This is a genomic window from Nocardia takedensis NBRC 100417 (assembly GCF_000308695.1).
Taxonomy (GTDB): domain Bacteria; phylum Actinomycetota; class Actinomycetes; order Mycobacteriales; family Mycobacteriaceae; genus Nocardia; species Nocardia takedensis.
In genome coordinates this window covers 1-13684 of the sequence record NZ_BAGG01000248.1, presented here as the reverse complement: position 1 = coordinate 13684, position 13684 = coordinate 1, and the positions used below count along the sequence as shown (strand labels likewise).

Annotated in this window: 14 protein-coding genes and 1 pseudogene; 11 read left to right on the top strand and 4 right to left on the bottom strand. The window is 67.0% G+C overall.

Annotated elements, in window-relative coordinates; translation table 11 throughout:
- Positions 1-151 precede the first annotated feature (151 nt).
- The 6 genes from ON30_RS37000 (at position 152) to ON30_RS30140 (ending at position 6127) form a co-directional block, all read left to right on the top strand.
- Positions 152-976 (top strand): AfsR/SARP family transcriptional regulator, encoded by an 825-nt coding sequence (locus ON30_RS37000; protein ID WP_063719973.1) that lies wholly within the window; start codon positions 152-154, stop codon positions 974-976.
- 140 nt (positions 977-1116) lie between these two features.
- On the top strand, positions 1117-2181 hold the full coding sequence (locus ON30_RS30160) for a 3-oxoacyl-ACP synthase III family protein (protein ID WP_040712958.1): 1065 nt from the start codon (positions 1117-1119) through the stop codon (positions 2179-2181).
- Positions 2178-4046, top strand: coding sequence for an HAD-IIIC family phosphatase (locus tag ON30_RS30155; protein ID WP_040712956.1), 1869 nt, complete (start codon positions 2178-2180; stop codon positions 4044-4046). The genes ON30_RS30160 and ON30_RS30155 overlap by 4 nt, the downstream gene beginning before the upstream one ends.
- Positions 4043-4279, top strand: a complete 237-nt coding sequence (locus ON30_RS30150; protein ID WP_040712954.1) for an acyl carrier protein — start codon at positions 4043-4045, stop codon at positions 4277-4279. Before ON30_RS30155 ends, ON30_RS30150 begins: the two co-directional genes overlap by 4 nt.
- Positions 4266-5048, top strand: coding sequence for a 2-oxo acid dehydrogenase subunit E2 (locus tag ON30_RS30145; protein WP_040712952.1), 783 nt, complete (start codon positions 4266-4268; stop codon positions 5046-5048). The genes ON30_RS30150 and ON30_RS30145 overlap by 14 nt, the downstream gene beginning before the upstream one ends.
- Positions 5049-5062: 14 nt before the next feature.
- Entirely contained in the window at positions 5063-6127 is a 1065-nt protein-coding gene (locus ON30_RS30140) for an alpha/beta hydrolase (RefSeq protein WP_040712969.1), read from the top strand.
- Here ON30_RS30140 and ON30_RS39725 read toward each other — a convergent pair.
- Positions 6086-6712, bottom strand: a complete 627-nt coding sequence (locus ON30_RS39725) for a TetR/AcrR family transcriptional regulator (protein ID WP_051030167.1) — start codon at positions 6710-6712, stop codon at positions 6086-6088. The two genes, ON30_RS30140 and ON30_RS39725, sit on opposite strands and share 42 nt — an antisense overlap.
- Positions 6713-6811: 99 nt before the next feature.
- Between ON30_RS39725 and ON30_RS39720 the strand changes: the two genes are divergently transcribed.
- Entirely contained in the window at positions 6812-7834 is a 1023-nt protein-coding gene (locus tag ON30_RS39720) for an ABC transporter permease family protein (RefSeq protein WP_051030166.1), read from the top strand.
- Between the two features lie 793 nt (positions 7835-8627).
- Here the strand turns inward: ON30_RS39720 and ON30_RS30125 are convergent.
- Both ON30_RS30125 and ON30_RS30120 read right to left on the bottom strand, forming a co-directional pair.
- A complete protein-coding gene (locus ON30_RS30125) occupies positions 8628-8840 on the bottom strand; it encodes a hypothetical protein (protein WP_040712950.1) in 213 nt (70 codons plus the stop codon).
- A 6-nt stretch (positions 8841-8846) separates the two neighbouring features.
- The gene (locus ON30_RS30120; RefSeq protein ID WP_040712948.1) at positions 8847-9065 is read right to left on the bottom strand and encodes a hypothetical protein; all 219 of its coding nucleotides are present in this window, start codon (positions 9063-9065) and stop codon (positions 8847-8849) included.
- A gap of 51 nt (positions 9066-9116) precedes the next feature.
- Between ON30_RS30120 and ON30_RS30115 the strand changes: the two are divergent.
- From ON30_RS30115 to ON30_RS38125, 3 genes and pseudogenes are all read left to right on the top strand, one after another.
- Positions 9117-10278 (top strand): annotated as a pseudogene (locus tag ON30_RS30115) (IS701 family transposase).
- Positions 10275-10439 (top strand): hypothetical protein, encoded by a 165-nt coding sequence (locus ON30_RS40260; RefSeq protein ID WP_169334968.1) that lies wholly within the window; start codon positions 10275-10277, stop codon positions 10437-10439. The pseudogene ON30_RS30115 and the gene ON30_RS40260 overlap by 4 nt, the downstream one beginning before the upstream one ends.
- A gap of 78 nt (positions 10440-10517) precedes the next feature.
- Positions 10518-11317, top strand: a protein-coding gene (locus ON30_RS38125) for an IS5 family transposase (RefSeq protein WP_085999433.1) whose coding sequence is annotated in 2 segments (ribosomal slippage) — positions 10518-10848 and positions 10848-11317 — 801 coding nt in all. Because the reading frame shifts where the segments join, the coding sequence is not laid out codon by codon here.
- A 409-nt stretch (positions 11318-11726) separates the two neighbouring features.
- Here the strand turns inward: ON30_RS38125 and ON30_RS30100 are convergent.
- A complete protein-coding gene (locus tag ON30_RS30100; RefSeq protein WP_040712944.1) occupies positions 11727-12155 on the bottom strand; it encodes a MarR family winged helix-turn-helix transcriptional regulator in 429 nt (142 codons plus the stop codon).
- Positions 12156-12255: 100 nt separating this feature from the next.
- On the opposite strand from ON30_RS30100, the gene ON30_RS30095 reads away from it, so the two are divergent.
- Positions 12256-13065 carry an alpha/beta fold hydrolase gene (locus tag ON30_RS30095; RefSeq protein WP_040712941.1) on the top strand — a complete coding sequence of 270 codons (810 nt, stop codon included), beginning with the start codon at positions 12256-12258 and terminating at the stop codon, positions 13063-13065.
- Positions 13066-13684: the final 619 nt, after the last annotated feature.

Genomic DNA, 13684 nt, shown 5'->3' with positions numbered 1-13684 from the left:
ATCATTTCGTTGCCACGGATGTGCTTCGTCCGGCGGGTGTCGCGGGCGGCGATCGGCGATGTGCAGGTGATTTTCGGCACGTGATGGACTAGCGTCCAGTTGATACGCACGCGGCGTGCATGGTTCTAGGTAGCTCAGGGGATTGCTGCAGATGACGGATGTTTTTCACAGGCGTTACGAGATATTGGGCCCACTGCGCATTGTCAATGACGAGCAGAGTGCGGCATTCGTCTCCATCAGTGCCCGTAAAGTGGCGACGCTGTTGGCGACGCTGTTGGTGCGTGCGGATCAAGTGATATCGCTCGACGAGTTGATTTCCGAACTCTGGCTGGATCGGCCGCCGCGCCGAGTCGGCGCGACATTACACGTGTACATTTCACAATTACGAAAGCTGCTCAAACAGCCCGATCGTCCGGAAAGTCCGATCATCACGCGTTCTTCGGGATACATGTTGCGACTCGAGAATGATCGGATAGATGTACAAGATATGCGCAGACTGATGCAGGAAGGCTACAACTTTGCGCGTGCCGGAAAGCATCAGGTTGCGGCGAGGTACTTCGCGGAGGCGCTGAATCTGTGGCGCGCGCCCGCGTTGAGCGAGTTGCGCGACGGTCCGATCCTGCAGAATGTGACCAATTGGCTGGACGGGGTCGAGATCGAATGTGCGGAGATGCTGAATCACGCCGAGCTCGTTCTGGGGCAATACAACACGGTGGCGGGGCGACTGCATCAACTGGTCGCCGAACACCCGTTGAACGAGGCATTCGCCGGTCAGTACATGTTCGCGTTGACCAGATCGGGTCGCAGGGCGGCCGCGCTGGAGGTCTACCGGAATATCCGCAACACGCTCAACCGCGAACTGGGTCTCGAGCCGGGCGAGGAGCTGCAGGCCATCCACAAAGAGGCATTAGACGGCAGCAGCCGACTCGGTTGGGGCGAGATGCTCGGAAAACGCTTGGTCCACGAGGGCTTCTGAGCCTCCGGGCTGTTTTCGTGGCCGGTCGACACCGCCCCGGGCCCGCGCGGCCTGGCCTTCCGGAGTAAGGCTTTAGCCCTGCTTTGGCCGTGGTCGCCACCATGGTGGACATTCGAATCACATGGTAGAAGGGACAATTCATGGCTGCCCCCGTTGTGCGGATCTTGTCCGCCGGGACCGCGCTGCCGGGCCCCGCAGTGGACAACGCCACCCTGGCCCGGGCGCTCGGGTTGTCCACTGTATTCGAACAGTGGATCGACGGGTTCATCGGCACCCGTACCCGACATCTCGCGGTGCGACTCGACACCGGCGAGGTGGGCGAGAATCTGGCCGACCTGGGCGAAGAGGCCGCCCGCGCCGCCCTGATCGGCGCGGGTGTGGACGCCGCCGACATCGATCTGATCGTCCTGGGCACCTCGATGCCCGACTCCCTGATGCCCGCGACGGTCAACCTGATCGCCGATCGCCTCGGCATCGACGGAATCCCCACCTACCAACTGCAATCCGGTTGCAGCGGTGCGATGCAGGCGCTCGACGTAGCGCAGCAGATGTTGCTCTCTGGCAGACATCGCACGGCGCTGGTCATCGGCGGGGACGTATGCGCCAAACACGTCGACCTGGCCAAGGACTACAGCAAGCTGCCGCCGGGGGAGATCGTCAACACCGTGCTGTTCGGTGACGGGGCGGGGGCGGCGGTCCTGACGACGGTCCCGGCGGACGGATCCGCGGCGGCCGGGATTGTCCTGCATCGTGTGCTGGTTCGGTTGACTGGGATGAACAAGGTGCCTGGGCAAGTGGTCGAGTGGTTCGGAATGGGTGATCGCGCCGAAGAACGGTCCGCGTTGCACGAGGATTTCAAGGCGATCGAGGAACAGGTGCCACCCATGTCGGTGGAGATCTTGGAGGAGCTGCTGCACGATCTGGACTGGCGGCGCGAGGAAGTGGACTACCTGCTCCCGCCGCAGCTCTCGGTGTCCATGACCGGCCGGATCGTGGCCGAACTCGCCGTGCCGAACGCCCGGGAGCTCAGCTGCGTCGAGTACACCGGCAACACCGGGAACGCGGTGCCGTTCTTCCAACTCGAACTGTTGCTACCGCTGATGGAGGTAGGCCAGCGAGCGGTGGCCATCGCGGTCGAATCGAGCAAGTGGATCAAGGGTGGCTTCGTCGTGGAGAAGGTCGCGGCCGAGGCGGGTGCGGCGTGAGCGCCACTACCCTGCGCGACTTGCACCGCACCGGTGACCTGATCGAGCACTATCGGCGGGTGCCAGCGCTGCTCGCCGAGCTCTCGCCGGAGGATCTGTCGCGTGCGGGGCATGTACTGGCCGCCCTCGATCCGGACGACATACTTCGAGCCCATCTCGGCCTTCCCGCCGTGCGCGTCGCGATCATCGGGCACGGCACGCTCGGCCTGCTGACGCCTGCGGTGACAGCGGAATTCGGACGGCACGGCATCGTCCCCCGCATCCGGCTCGGAGCCTTCGACGGCTATGTGTTCGAGCTGGCGGACCCGCACTCTTTAGTCTATGCGGACGCGCCGGACCTCGTGCTGTGCGTGCTGGATCCGATGATCGTGCTCGACGAGTTGCCTGTGCCGTGGACCCCCGATGACGTGGCCGAGGTGTTGCGACGCAAGCTGGATCAGCTCACCGTGCTCGCGCGGCAGTTCGCCGAACGTGGCGGCGCGACACTGGTGTTCAACACCATTCCGCTGCCGAGGACGCTGACGGCCCAGGTGCTCGATCGCCGGGCGCGGGCCAGGCTCGGTGTGCTGTGGCGCGAAGCCAACGCTCGGTTGCTGGCTTTGGCCGAGGACCTGGCGGCGGTCGTGGTGATCGACCTCGATCCCCTTCTGTCCGAGGGGATTGCGGCGACCGAGGCGCGGTTGAGCGTCTACGCCAAGGCGCACCTGTCCGGTGAGTTGCTCGCCGCATACGCCAGGGAGATCGGCCATCTGGCCCGGGAGACCCTCGGCCGCACCAAGAAGGTGTTGGCGCTGGACCTGGACGAGACCGTCTGGGGCGGTGTCCTGTTGGAGGACGGCATCGACGGCATCGAGGTCGCCGACACCCCCCGGGGCGAGGCGTTCCAGGCGTTCCAGCGCGTCGCGAAGCAGCTCGGATCGCAAGGGGTGCTGTTGGCCGCGGTCAGCAAGAACGACCCGGAGGCGGTGCGGGCAGTCCTCACGGAGCATCCCGCAATGGTGTTGCGCGACAACGACTTCGTGCGGATCAGCGCCAACTGGCGTCCCAAGCCGGACAACCTGCGGGAGCTGGCGGACGCGGTCAACGTGGGCGCCGACAGCTTCGTCTTCGTCGACGACTCGCCCTCCGAACGCGGAATGGTGCGGCGCGCGCTACCGGAGGTCGCGGTCGTGGCCGTCGACGAGCCCGCCCTGCATGTCTCGGCCCTGCTGCGCGACGGCTGGTTCGACGTGCGCGAGCTCACCGCGGAGGATCGCACCCGCCCCGCCGAGTACCGGGCCGAGGTCGAACGGGCCGACTTCCTGCACACTTTCGACTCGATCGAGGACTACCTGCGCGAGCTCGAGGTGCGGGTGACGGTGGCCGCGGCCACCCCCGCGCAGGTCGGTCGCCTGTCCCAGCTCACCCTGCGCACCAATCAGTTCAATCTGACGACGGTCCGGCTCCAGCAGCCCGAGATCCTGGCCATGCTGGAGGATCCGGATCGGCTCGTCCTGGTCGTCCGGTCCGCCGACCGATTCGGTGACAACGGCACCGTCGGCGCGGTCTTCTACCGCGTCGACGGGCAGACCGGCCGCATCGAGAACTTCGTGCTCAGCTGCCGGGTGTTCTCCCGCGGCATCGAACAGGCGGTGCTGTCGACCCTGCTGCGCCACGCCCACGCGCACGGCGTGACCGAGGTGACCGGCACGCACCGGCCGACCGCCAAGAACTCCGTGGTCGCCGGACTGTATCCGAAATACGGCTTCACCGGCCCGATTCCCGGCGCGGACGGCGCCGCGACCTTCCGGCATCCTCTGCGCGACATCGTCGGCGTGCCCGGACATATCGAACTGATCGAGGAGTGGGAGGGAACGGTCCGATGAACGATACAGCCGACTTCGTGACGCTGATCAACGACGAACTGGGACTGGATGTCGTCCCGGACGAGGTGGACCAGCCCCTCGACACCATCGTGGGATGGGATTCGGTGCAACTGGTGCGGCTGCTCACCGTGCTCGAGAAGGTGACCGGCCGGCCCGTGTCGTTTCCCGACATGCTGGCGGCGACCACGCTCGGTCAGATCTTCCGATTGGCGGTCGGGCATGAGCGGAACTGACGCGCGGACGGCGCCGATGGTCGCCGCCCGCCGACACACCTGGCATCTGCAGCAGTTCGCCGCCGCGCAGCGCCCGGTGTTCCTCGACACCGATGTCGATCTCAGCGCCGTCGAGGAACATCGGGCGACCGCGCGGTCGCGGGGCGCGCGGTATTCGTGGGTCAGCTACCTGATCCACGCGACAGGCCGCACGCTCGCGGAGTATCCGGCCGCGAACGCCGCGCTGCGCGGCGGTCCGCTGCCGAGGATCGCCCGCTACGACGGCGTCGACGTGAAACTGACACTCGACAAGACGTTGGCCGGACATCGCGTGGTCCTGGCCGGGCTGCTGCGCGACGCGCACACCAGCGGGTTGGACGAGATCCAAGCCGGAGTGGATCACTACCGCGCCGCGGACCCCGACCGGGCGCCGGAGTTCGCCGGCGTCCGGAAGCTGGATCGGCTGCCGCTACCGGTGGGTGAGCTGGTGTTCCGCCTCGGAGTCGGATCGCTGACCAGGCGCAGGGCGCTGATGGGCACCGTCTCGGTGACCTCGCTCGGCCGGGGCGCGGTCGACGCGTTCCACTCGGTCGGCGGCACGACGATCACGCTGGGCGCGGGCCGGGTCGTGCGGCGACCGGTGGTGCGCGAGGACGCGGTCGTGATCGCCCCGGTGCAGCGGCTCAGCCTGGCCTTCGACCACCGCGTCATCGATGGCGCACTGGCCGCGGAGGTGCTGACCGCACTCACCCGACGACTGACGGCCGTCCCCTCGGCGGCGAACCTGTGAGCGAGGCGAAGGCCGTGAACCAGATAGCCGAGTTGAAGGAATTCGCCGTCGTGCACGCCCGCGCGCAGGGCATCGCCGAATATCGCGCCATCCTCGACCGGATCACCCACGACGGCGACGGCCCCGGATCATGGGTGGGGGAGTGGACCGCGGCGGCGGACGAATTCGCCTCGCGCGGTGAAGTATTGGACGCCGTACGCCGCTACAATCTCGCCCGGTTCCCGTACGTCGACGGTCCTGCCCGGCAGCGGGCGGCCGAGCTGTGCGCGCGAACCTTCACCGGCTGGGCGCGAGAGCGCGGCCTGACCCGGGTCGACGTCGAATTGCCCGGCGGCCTGGTCCGGTGCTGGGCCGACGGTCTGTCCACCACCGGGCCCCGACCACTGGTTCTCGTCTCCGGCGGCATCGTCAGCATCAAGGAGCACTGGGCGCCGACGCTCGGGTTGCTGCGCCGATTCGGCCTCGCGGGGGTGGTCATGGAATTGCCCGGCGCCGGGGAGAACACCCTGCGCTACGACGAGGACAGCTGGCGGATGATCCCCGCGATCCTGGACCGGCTCGCCGACCGCGCGGACGTGCGCCGCTCCTACGCGCTGGCCCTGAGTTTCAGCGGTCACCTCGCGCTGCGCGCCGCCACCGAGGACCCGCGCCTGCGCGGCATCGTGACCGTCGGCGCCCCGATCGACGGATTCTTCACCGATCGGGACTGGCAGTCGAAACTGCCCGCGGTGACCGTTGCCACGCTGGCGCACCAGGCCGCGGTCCCGGTCGCCGACCTGCCCGACACGCTGGCGTCGTGGGCGTTGTCGGCCGAGCGACTGCGCGGCCTCGACATCCCGATCGCCTACGTCGCCAGCGCACGCGATGAGATCATCCCGCGATCCGACCCCGAGTCGCTGGCCGAATCCGTGCGCGACACCGCGCTGCTCTGGCACGACGATGTGCACGGCGCACCGGGCCACGTCCGACACACCCAACTGTGGAGCGCGCTGTCGCTGCTGGACATGGTCGGCGGTCGGTTGCCGCAGCGCGCGCTGCTACGGGTGGCGGTCGCGATCGCCCGGCTCGGTCGGATCTAGGTCGCGGGTGTCTCGTCCACGGGCCCGCGCACGCAGGCCGTCCAGGTAGACGTCGACGACCCATCTGCCTTGGTCGGGAAGCAGCTTCGCGGTGATGTCGGGCAACGGCCGGGACACGATCGCGATGTCCGCTATGAAGCGGCGGGGGTCCAGATCGGCCGGTACGTATCCCGATGCCGCGGCCCGGTCGAGCATCCGTTCGACCGGGCGCATGTCCCGCCCCGCCGCCACCCGCACGAACGCGTCCACCCGATCCTCGCGCACCGCGAAGTCGGACGCGCTCGCGGCCAGCGGAGCGAGCCCGAGTTCCGCCAGTCCGTGCACGGCGCCGGTCCACGCCGTCCACGGCGCGTGCTCCCACTGTCGCTCGCACCGCGCGATGATCGCCGCCACGCCGTCGTGGAGATGATCCGCCACCGCGTTGACGAGGGCCTCGCGGTCGGGAAAGTGTCGGTGCAAGGTCGCCACGCCGATCCCCGCGCGCGCGGCGATGGTCCGGAATGCCACCGTCACCCCTTGTTCGACGAACAACTGTGCGGCCGCCTCCAGGATGTCCTCGCGGTTGGCTCTGGCGTCGGCCCGCACGGGCGTCCCCTTTCTCGGCGCTGATTGCGTCCCGGTAAATGGACCATTATGCTCCACTTCTAAACGGAGCATTTTGTTCCACTTATCCGAGGATGGCTCATGTCCGAATCCGTCTCCGACGATCAGCGTCGCGATGTCCGCGACTGGATCATGGTCTGCGCGCTCACCGTCGGGCTGCCGATCGCGATCGCCCTGATGCTCTTCGCGTTCCTCGCCCCGAGTTTCGGCTCCGGGCCCAAAGACCTCCCCTTGGCCGTCACGGGCGCCGACGCCGCGGTCGCGCACCTGAATCAGAACCTCCAGACCCGATCTCCCGGCGCCTTCCAGATCAGCGCCTACCTCGACGCCACGGCCGTCGAGGCCGCGATCGCCGACCGCGAAGTCATCGGCGGCATCGTCGTCGACCCCGCGAGCGGGACGCGGATCTACACCGCCGCGGGCAACGGCATGTCGTACGTCACCCTCCTGAACACCATGGCCGCGGGCATGCGGGCACAGGGACAGAACGTCGAGACAGTCGAAGTCGCCCCGCTGACCGCCGACGACCCCACAGCCTCCGGTCTGGCGGCGCTCGGGCTGCCGCTCGCCTTCGGCGGCATCGCCTCGGCCGCCGTCCTTATCCTGCTGCTCACGGGCCGCCCCTGGCATGCGATGGTTGGCTCCCTGGCCATCAGCCTGGTCGCCGGCTTCGTGGTGGCCGCGATCCTCCAATACGGCTACGGCGTGATCGAGGCCGATTACGTCACCGCCGCGCTCGCGGTCGCGGCCGGTATCGCCGCCACCTCGCTGTTCGTCACCGGCCTAGGGGCGCTGATCGGCGTGCGCGCCATCGGAATCGGCGCGATCCTGACCATCTTCATCTCCAACCCCTTGTCCGGACTGGCCGCGGGATGGTGGTGGCTGCCCAAACCTTGGGGAGCGATCGGCCAGCTCCTCCCGATCGGCGCCGACGGCCACCTTCTCCGCTCCATCGCGTTCTTCGAGGGCCGCGGCGCCGGGCACGCCTGCGGCGTACTCGCCGCCTGGCTGATCGTGGGCATCCTTCTGAACGTCTGGGGCGGCCTCCACGCGCGCACCCACGACACGCCACAACCCCATCCTCGCGAAGCCGTGAGCGCCTGAGGCTTCGCGCTCGAAAGGCGTTGCAAGAATCCGTCGCCCGTCCCGCGTGCGCGTCGGTCACGAACTCGCGTCCGCTAGCTTGAGTTTAAACCTCGGCGCGCTGAATCGACGGGCTCCAGGTTGATCTTGAACGAAGCCCCTGTCACGGGTCGCCGCGGAGGTTATCCGGATTGCCTCGTGTCACCGGGATTTCCGTGGTTGTGCGGCGATCATGTCCGCACGGGCGGTGACACCGCTCCGCGAACGGCCTGCCCCACGCTGGTGGTGTCGGCGGGCAATCGAGATGCCGGGCAACATCGCCTACCCCTCACCGAACGCACCGCCGACCTCGGCGAAACAGAGCGCCACGCCCTGGCGTCGGTCTGGAAGTACGGCGCGGCCTGCACATCGCCGCACCGCCACACAGATCCACCAAGCGCTGCCGGCCGCCGCCGAACCCCTAGCGCGCAGCGCCGCAGCTGCCGACCGGATCTATCGCGACTGCCTCGACCGAGAGACATGACCTGACGAGCACCCAACGCAGAACCCGCCTCTACCAGTGTATTACGCCATAATCGCGCGAAATCCGGTCATTGTCAGGCTTCGTCGAGCAGCTCGAATATCCGCACCGGCGCGGCGTCCATGTATCTTTCGTATTCCTTGCGCTGATCGGCCTTGAACTTCTGGGCGTCGAACTGCAGGGCACGATACGTTCGCGTGGACCTCGGGTTCCTCCCACGCGAGCCGGTCGAGGTTGGACTTCGCCCGCGACTTGCCGATCCGCCACACCGCGACACCCTCGATACCGCTGGACTTACCGATTGCGATCTTCACCGCCGAGCTCAACCGGGGAGATCTCGTTCTCGGCGTCTTTGACCTGGTTCTTCAGCCGGGCCTTCTCGGTGAGCATGTCGTGGAGCTGACGGTGCGACATCGTCAGCTCCGCCGTCGCCGCCAACACCTGCTCGTCCGAGGCCGCCTCCTCGAGTTCGGCCACCGCGGCCTTGTCGGCCTTCTCCCGCGGCAACTCCCGCTACACGTATTCCTGCGCCGCGGCCAGCACGCCGACCACTTCGGCGGGAGTGAGCCGGAAGATCTCACTACGCGGGCGCGCCAGCCGCACCGCATACCGCTGCTTGACGAACTGCTCACCTGCCAGCGCGTCCGCGCCGGTCACGGTCGACACCGACCGGAACAGCGTCAACGTCGACGGACACCCGGTCTGCAACTGATTGCGGCGCCGCTCCAACAAGTCGTCATTACCTAGTACTGCAACGGCACTCGGTTGGAGTATTTTGCCAGCGTGGTGGTGGATGTTGTTGCAGCTGAGTTGGATCGGCTGCACGAGCGGATCGGTGGCCGTTTCACGCGGTCGGAGCCGCGGGGGCGGGCGCGGGAGTATGTGACCGGGCTGGTCGCGCGGCTGGAACGTAAGAATGGATGGACCCTGGCCGAGCGGTCCGGTGAGGTCGCTCCCGATGGGATGCAGCGGTTGCTGCGGCGAGCTGATTGGGACGTCGACGGAGTCCGTGACGATGTCCGCGGCTACGCGGTCTCCCGACTGGAGGACCGGGATGCGGTGTTGATCGCCGATGACACCGGGTTCCTGAAGAAAGGGATCCGTTCGGCCGGGGTGCAACGCCAGTACTCGGGCACGGCCGGGCGGACCGAGAACTGCCAGATCGGGGTCTTCCTGGCCTATGCCTCCCGCCACGGACACGCCCTGGTGGACCGGGAGCTCTACCTGCCCGAGTCCTGGACCGGGGACCGGGACCGCTGCCGCGGCGCCGGTATCCCCGACGAGGTCGGGTTCGAGACCAAACCGCGGCTGGTCATGGCGATGGTCGAACGCGCCCTCGTCGCGGGAGTGCCGTTTCGCTGGTTCACCGCCGACGAAGCCTATGGCCAGGTCAAGTACCTGCGGGTCTGGCTCGAACAACACGACGTCGCTCACGTGCTGGCGACCCGCCGCAACGACACCCTCAACACCACCGGACTCGGCCAAGCCCGCGCCGACGAACTCGTGGCCGCGCTGCCGGCGCGGGCATGGCAGCGGATCTCCGCCGGTGCGGGCATGGCAGCGGATCTCCGCCGGTGCGGGCGCGCACGGCCCTCGTGATTACGACTGGGCGCGAGTTCGGATCCGGCCGTGGTGGGCGTCCGGGCGCGGGCACTGGCTGCTGGCCCGGCGCAGCATCACCAACCCCGAACAGATCGCCTACTACGTCTGCTACGGCCCTCGCCGGTCGACCATCGCCGATCTGGCCTGGATCGCCGGGTCGCGCTGGCGGATCGAGGAGTGTTTCCAGCAGGCCAAGAACGAAGCCGGGCTCGATCACTACCAGGTTCGGTCCTGGCGGGCCTGGTATGCCCACATCACCCTGTCGATGCTCGCCCTGGCCTGGCTCGCCGGGTCGAAAGCCGTTGCCGCAAAGGGGGAACCGGGGCCAGCGATCCGGGCATGATCGCTTTCACGCTACCGGAGATCCGACGTCTCACCATCGCCCTGGCCCTACCCACGCTGCGGTCCGCCCGCCAGGTCTGGGCCTGGTCGAACTGGCGGCGCCGACGCCAGCACCAAGCCCGGCTCTCGCACTACCGGCGACGAGGACACCCGCACACCTGAGTGCCGTTGCAGTACTAGAGCTCCTATCGGGTTCGTTTAGGTAGCGATGAGACTCGCTGTCGTGCATGATGTTTCGCCGTGGCGGCGCCGTGGATCGTGGATGATGAGTTGTGGGCGGTAATCGAACCGCTACTGCCGGTGAAGTCGGCCGGGACACCGGGCCCGGCCCAACACGACCCGAGGCTGGTGTTCCAGGGCATCCTGTTCGTGCTGTTCACCGGGATCGGGTGGGAGGACCTCCCCCAAGAGCTCGGGTTCGGGTCCGGGATGACGTGTTGGCGCAGGTTGCGGGACTGGCAAGCCGCCGGAGCGTTCGAGGCGATGCACCAGGCCGTCCTCGACCGCGGCAACGCCGCTGGGTTGATCGACTTCGACCGGGTCATGATCGACGGATCACACGTACGGGCGAAAAAGGGGGCGCCGCGACCGGGCCGAGCCCGGTAGACCGTGCCAAGACCGGCTCCAAACATCACCTGTTGACCTGCGGCAACGGGTTCCCGCTCGTCGTGGAGCTCTCCGCGGCCAACGTCAACGACCACATGATGCTCGCGCCCGTGCTCGATCGGGTTCGTCCTCTGCGCGGACGACCAGGGCCACCGCGCCGCCGGGTCAAGAATTTGATCACCGACAAGGGCTACGACTACCCCCGCGTGTACGCTGAGCTGCGACAACGCGGGATCACCGGCTACATCCCGCGCCGCGGAAGCCGCGACAAGGTCACCGCCGGCCGCTGGATCGTCGAGCAGACCTTCGCCCTGCTCCACCAGTACCGACGCCTGGCCGTCCGGTGGGAACGCTGCACCGACATCCATTACGGATTCCTGAATCTCGGTGCCGCGCTGATCTGTTGGCGACGATTCAGCAATCGAACCCGATAGGAGCTCCTAGCTGGAACGCATAGATGTATGCCACGAGAACGATCCCTCCCTGGAACCCGGGCCCCATACAACGACGGCCATCCCACACCGCCACGAACAATCGCGAGTGTGGCACACACACCGACACGAAATCAGCTCCCGTACAAAGGACAACAGGCCACACCATCAAGGCCGATCCCGGACACCGCCGAACCCGCACCAGGCGATCGCCACCCCCGCCCATCGCACTCTTCTCGCCGCTTGGCCCCACGGATCCGAACGCCGAACCTCCCACCGCGCTACGGGGCGCACACGCAACGTCGATGCATCCCGGTTCCGACCGCGAACCACCACTGATGCAAATCCGCACCCCCGCCCCGACCAGCTACTCGACGAACTTCGAGGGGTTTCAGCGAAGGCTGCTGTGATCTCAGTCTGTGGGGGCGCGGTCCTCTGCGAGGACGGTGTCCAGTAACTGACCCAATTGTTCGAGTTGCTCGGTCGAGAGAGCGGCGAACGATTCCGTGACGACGGTGTCCATGACGAGTTGGCCTTCGACTCGAAGTCGTTCGCCTTGCTCGGTCAGTCGGTGCTTGATCGCGCGGCCGGGGCCGGGCACGCGTTCGATCAGTCCGCGATCGACCATGCGCGCCGCCAGGGAGCCGAAGGACTGATCGGTCTGAAAAGTCAGAACCGCGAGATCGTGCAGCGAGGAATCAGGGCATCGGCGGAGGTGCCGCAACGTGTCCCACTGCACGAGCGAGAGCCCGAGCGGGGCCAGCGCACGACTGGCTGCCCGATGATGGCGGTGCTGGAGCCGCTTCACGGCCAACGCGACCTCTGAACGACGACGTTGCATGCCGACACCATACCTCGGCGAGCGCGGTTGCTTATATAAATAACCTGATCTATGGTTGCTTATATAAGATTATTGACCAACTGAAGGACTCGGGTACAATATGGACGACATCCTCCCTCCGGCTGGCAGTGTTTGCTCCGTTCGATCCGCCACCCACACGATCGCCCTGGGTTGCGCTGATCCCGTCCACATCACATTGCGCGAGCACGACCGCGGTCGCGTCTACCTAATGCTCCACGGCGGTGGAGGCGTGCCGACGATGACAGGATTCGCAGCACTGCTCGCAGAACGCGCCCACGCCCGCGTTCTGCTTCCCACCCACCCCGGATTCGACTCCACGCCCCGTGCGGCCGACCTCACCGATGTGAGCGCGTTGGCCAACGCCTACGTGGCACTGCTCGACCACCTCGACCTCGGCGAGGTGACGGTGATCGGCAATTCCTTCGGCGGATGGCTCGCTGCCGAGATCGCCCTGCTTCACCATCCCCGCATCAGTGCGGCGGTAATCGTCGACGGAATCGGCATCGTGGTCGAAGACCACCCCATGACCGACGTCCGCGAATTGTCACCCGCCCAGCTGCGCTCGCATTCCTTCCATGACCCCCGCAAAGCGCCCACACCGTCGAGCGAGTTCGACGGTGGCCCCTCACCCGATGTGGGCACACTGCTGGCCTACGGCGGCCCGACCATGTCCGATCCGGGCCTGCTGGCCCGTCTGACCGCGATCGATATACCCGTTCATGTCCTGTGGGGCGCCAGCGATCGCATCGTCATCCCCGAATACGGCAAAGCACTCGCCGACGCGATACCGACGTCCTCGTTCACGCTATTGCCCGACACCGGCCACCTACCGCAACTCGAAACGCCCAAAACGCTCCTCGACGCCTTGACCGACCTCGAACAGCGCTGACCACACACCACCGAGACGATGGCAAGCACCGTACCGGAGACGCGACGCCGATGAGTGCGCCGACCGAGGTGGAACGCTGGTCGCGTTGAGTAGGTGACTGGTCGCGAGTTTGATTCTCTAGTGTGGACGCGACCAAGCGAAAGGGGCGGCACGACCGAGACCGGCGAGGGCGGGAGCCAGTCGTGGTTCACGGCCGTCTGCGGAGATCTGCCGGAGGAGGTAGATCGCCTGCCCGTCCACAGTTGCGAGCGCGGGCACCGAATCGAGGGCGTTGCCCCGGCTGTCGGGCACCGTGATCGGACCACAGGCCGGATCCAGAGCGAAGCCCGCACCGTTTAGCTTGGTGACCACCTCACCCTAAACGATCGAGGTGGCAGGGGTTGTGCTACTCGGATCTGTCCGTCGTGGACGGGAACCGGGTACGCCCGGGGCCGGTGCTGCTCGGGCACGACACGGCGGGTCGCGCCGCTGCGCACGCCGCCGATAGCCGACCGGCCACCTGCGGGTGGTATTCTGGTGTCGCAGTCATGGGTACCCGTCCGAGAGCGACAGCTCCAGCTACCAACCGTCCACCCAGGTCATTCTGCTGACTGTCATCGAGAATTCTTCGGCTACTTAG

Excerpts from the sequence above, each read along its gene's own strand:
- ON30_RS37000 (WP_063719973.1), top strand. The coding sequence starts at position 152 with ATGACGGATGTTTTTCACAGGCGTTACGAGATATTGGGCCCACTGCGC.
- ON30_RS30160 (WP_040712958.1), top strand. The coding sequence starts at position 1,117 with ATGGCTGCCCCCGTTGTGCGGATCTTGTCCGCCGGGACCGCGCTGCCG.
- ON30_RS30150 (WP_040712954.1), top strand. The coding sequence starts at position 4,043 with ATGAACGATACAGCCGACTTCGTGACGCTGATCAACGACGAACTGGGA.
- ON30_RS30145 (WP_040712952.1), top strand. The coding sequence starts at position 4,266 with ATGAGCGGAACTGACGCGCGGACGGCGCCGATGGTCGCCGCCCGCCGA.
- ON30_RS39720 (WP_051030166.1), top strand. The coding sequence starts at position 6,812 with ATGTCCGAATCCGTCTCCGACGATCAGCGTCGCGATGTCCGCGACTGG.
- ON30_RS40260 (WP_169334968.1), top strand. The coding sequence starts at position 10,275 with ATGATCGCTTTCACGCTACCGGAGATCCGACGTCTCACCATCGCCCTG.
- ON30_RS30100 (WP_040712944.1), bottom strand. The coding sequence starts at position 12,155 with ATGCAACGTCGTCGTTCAGAGGTCGCGTTGGCCGTGAAGCGGCTCCAG.
- ON30_RS30095 (WP_040712941.1), top strand. The coding sequence starts at position 12,256 with ATGGACGACATCCTCCCTCCGGCTGGCAGTGTTTGCTCCGTTCGATCC.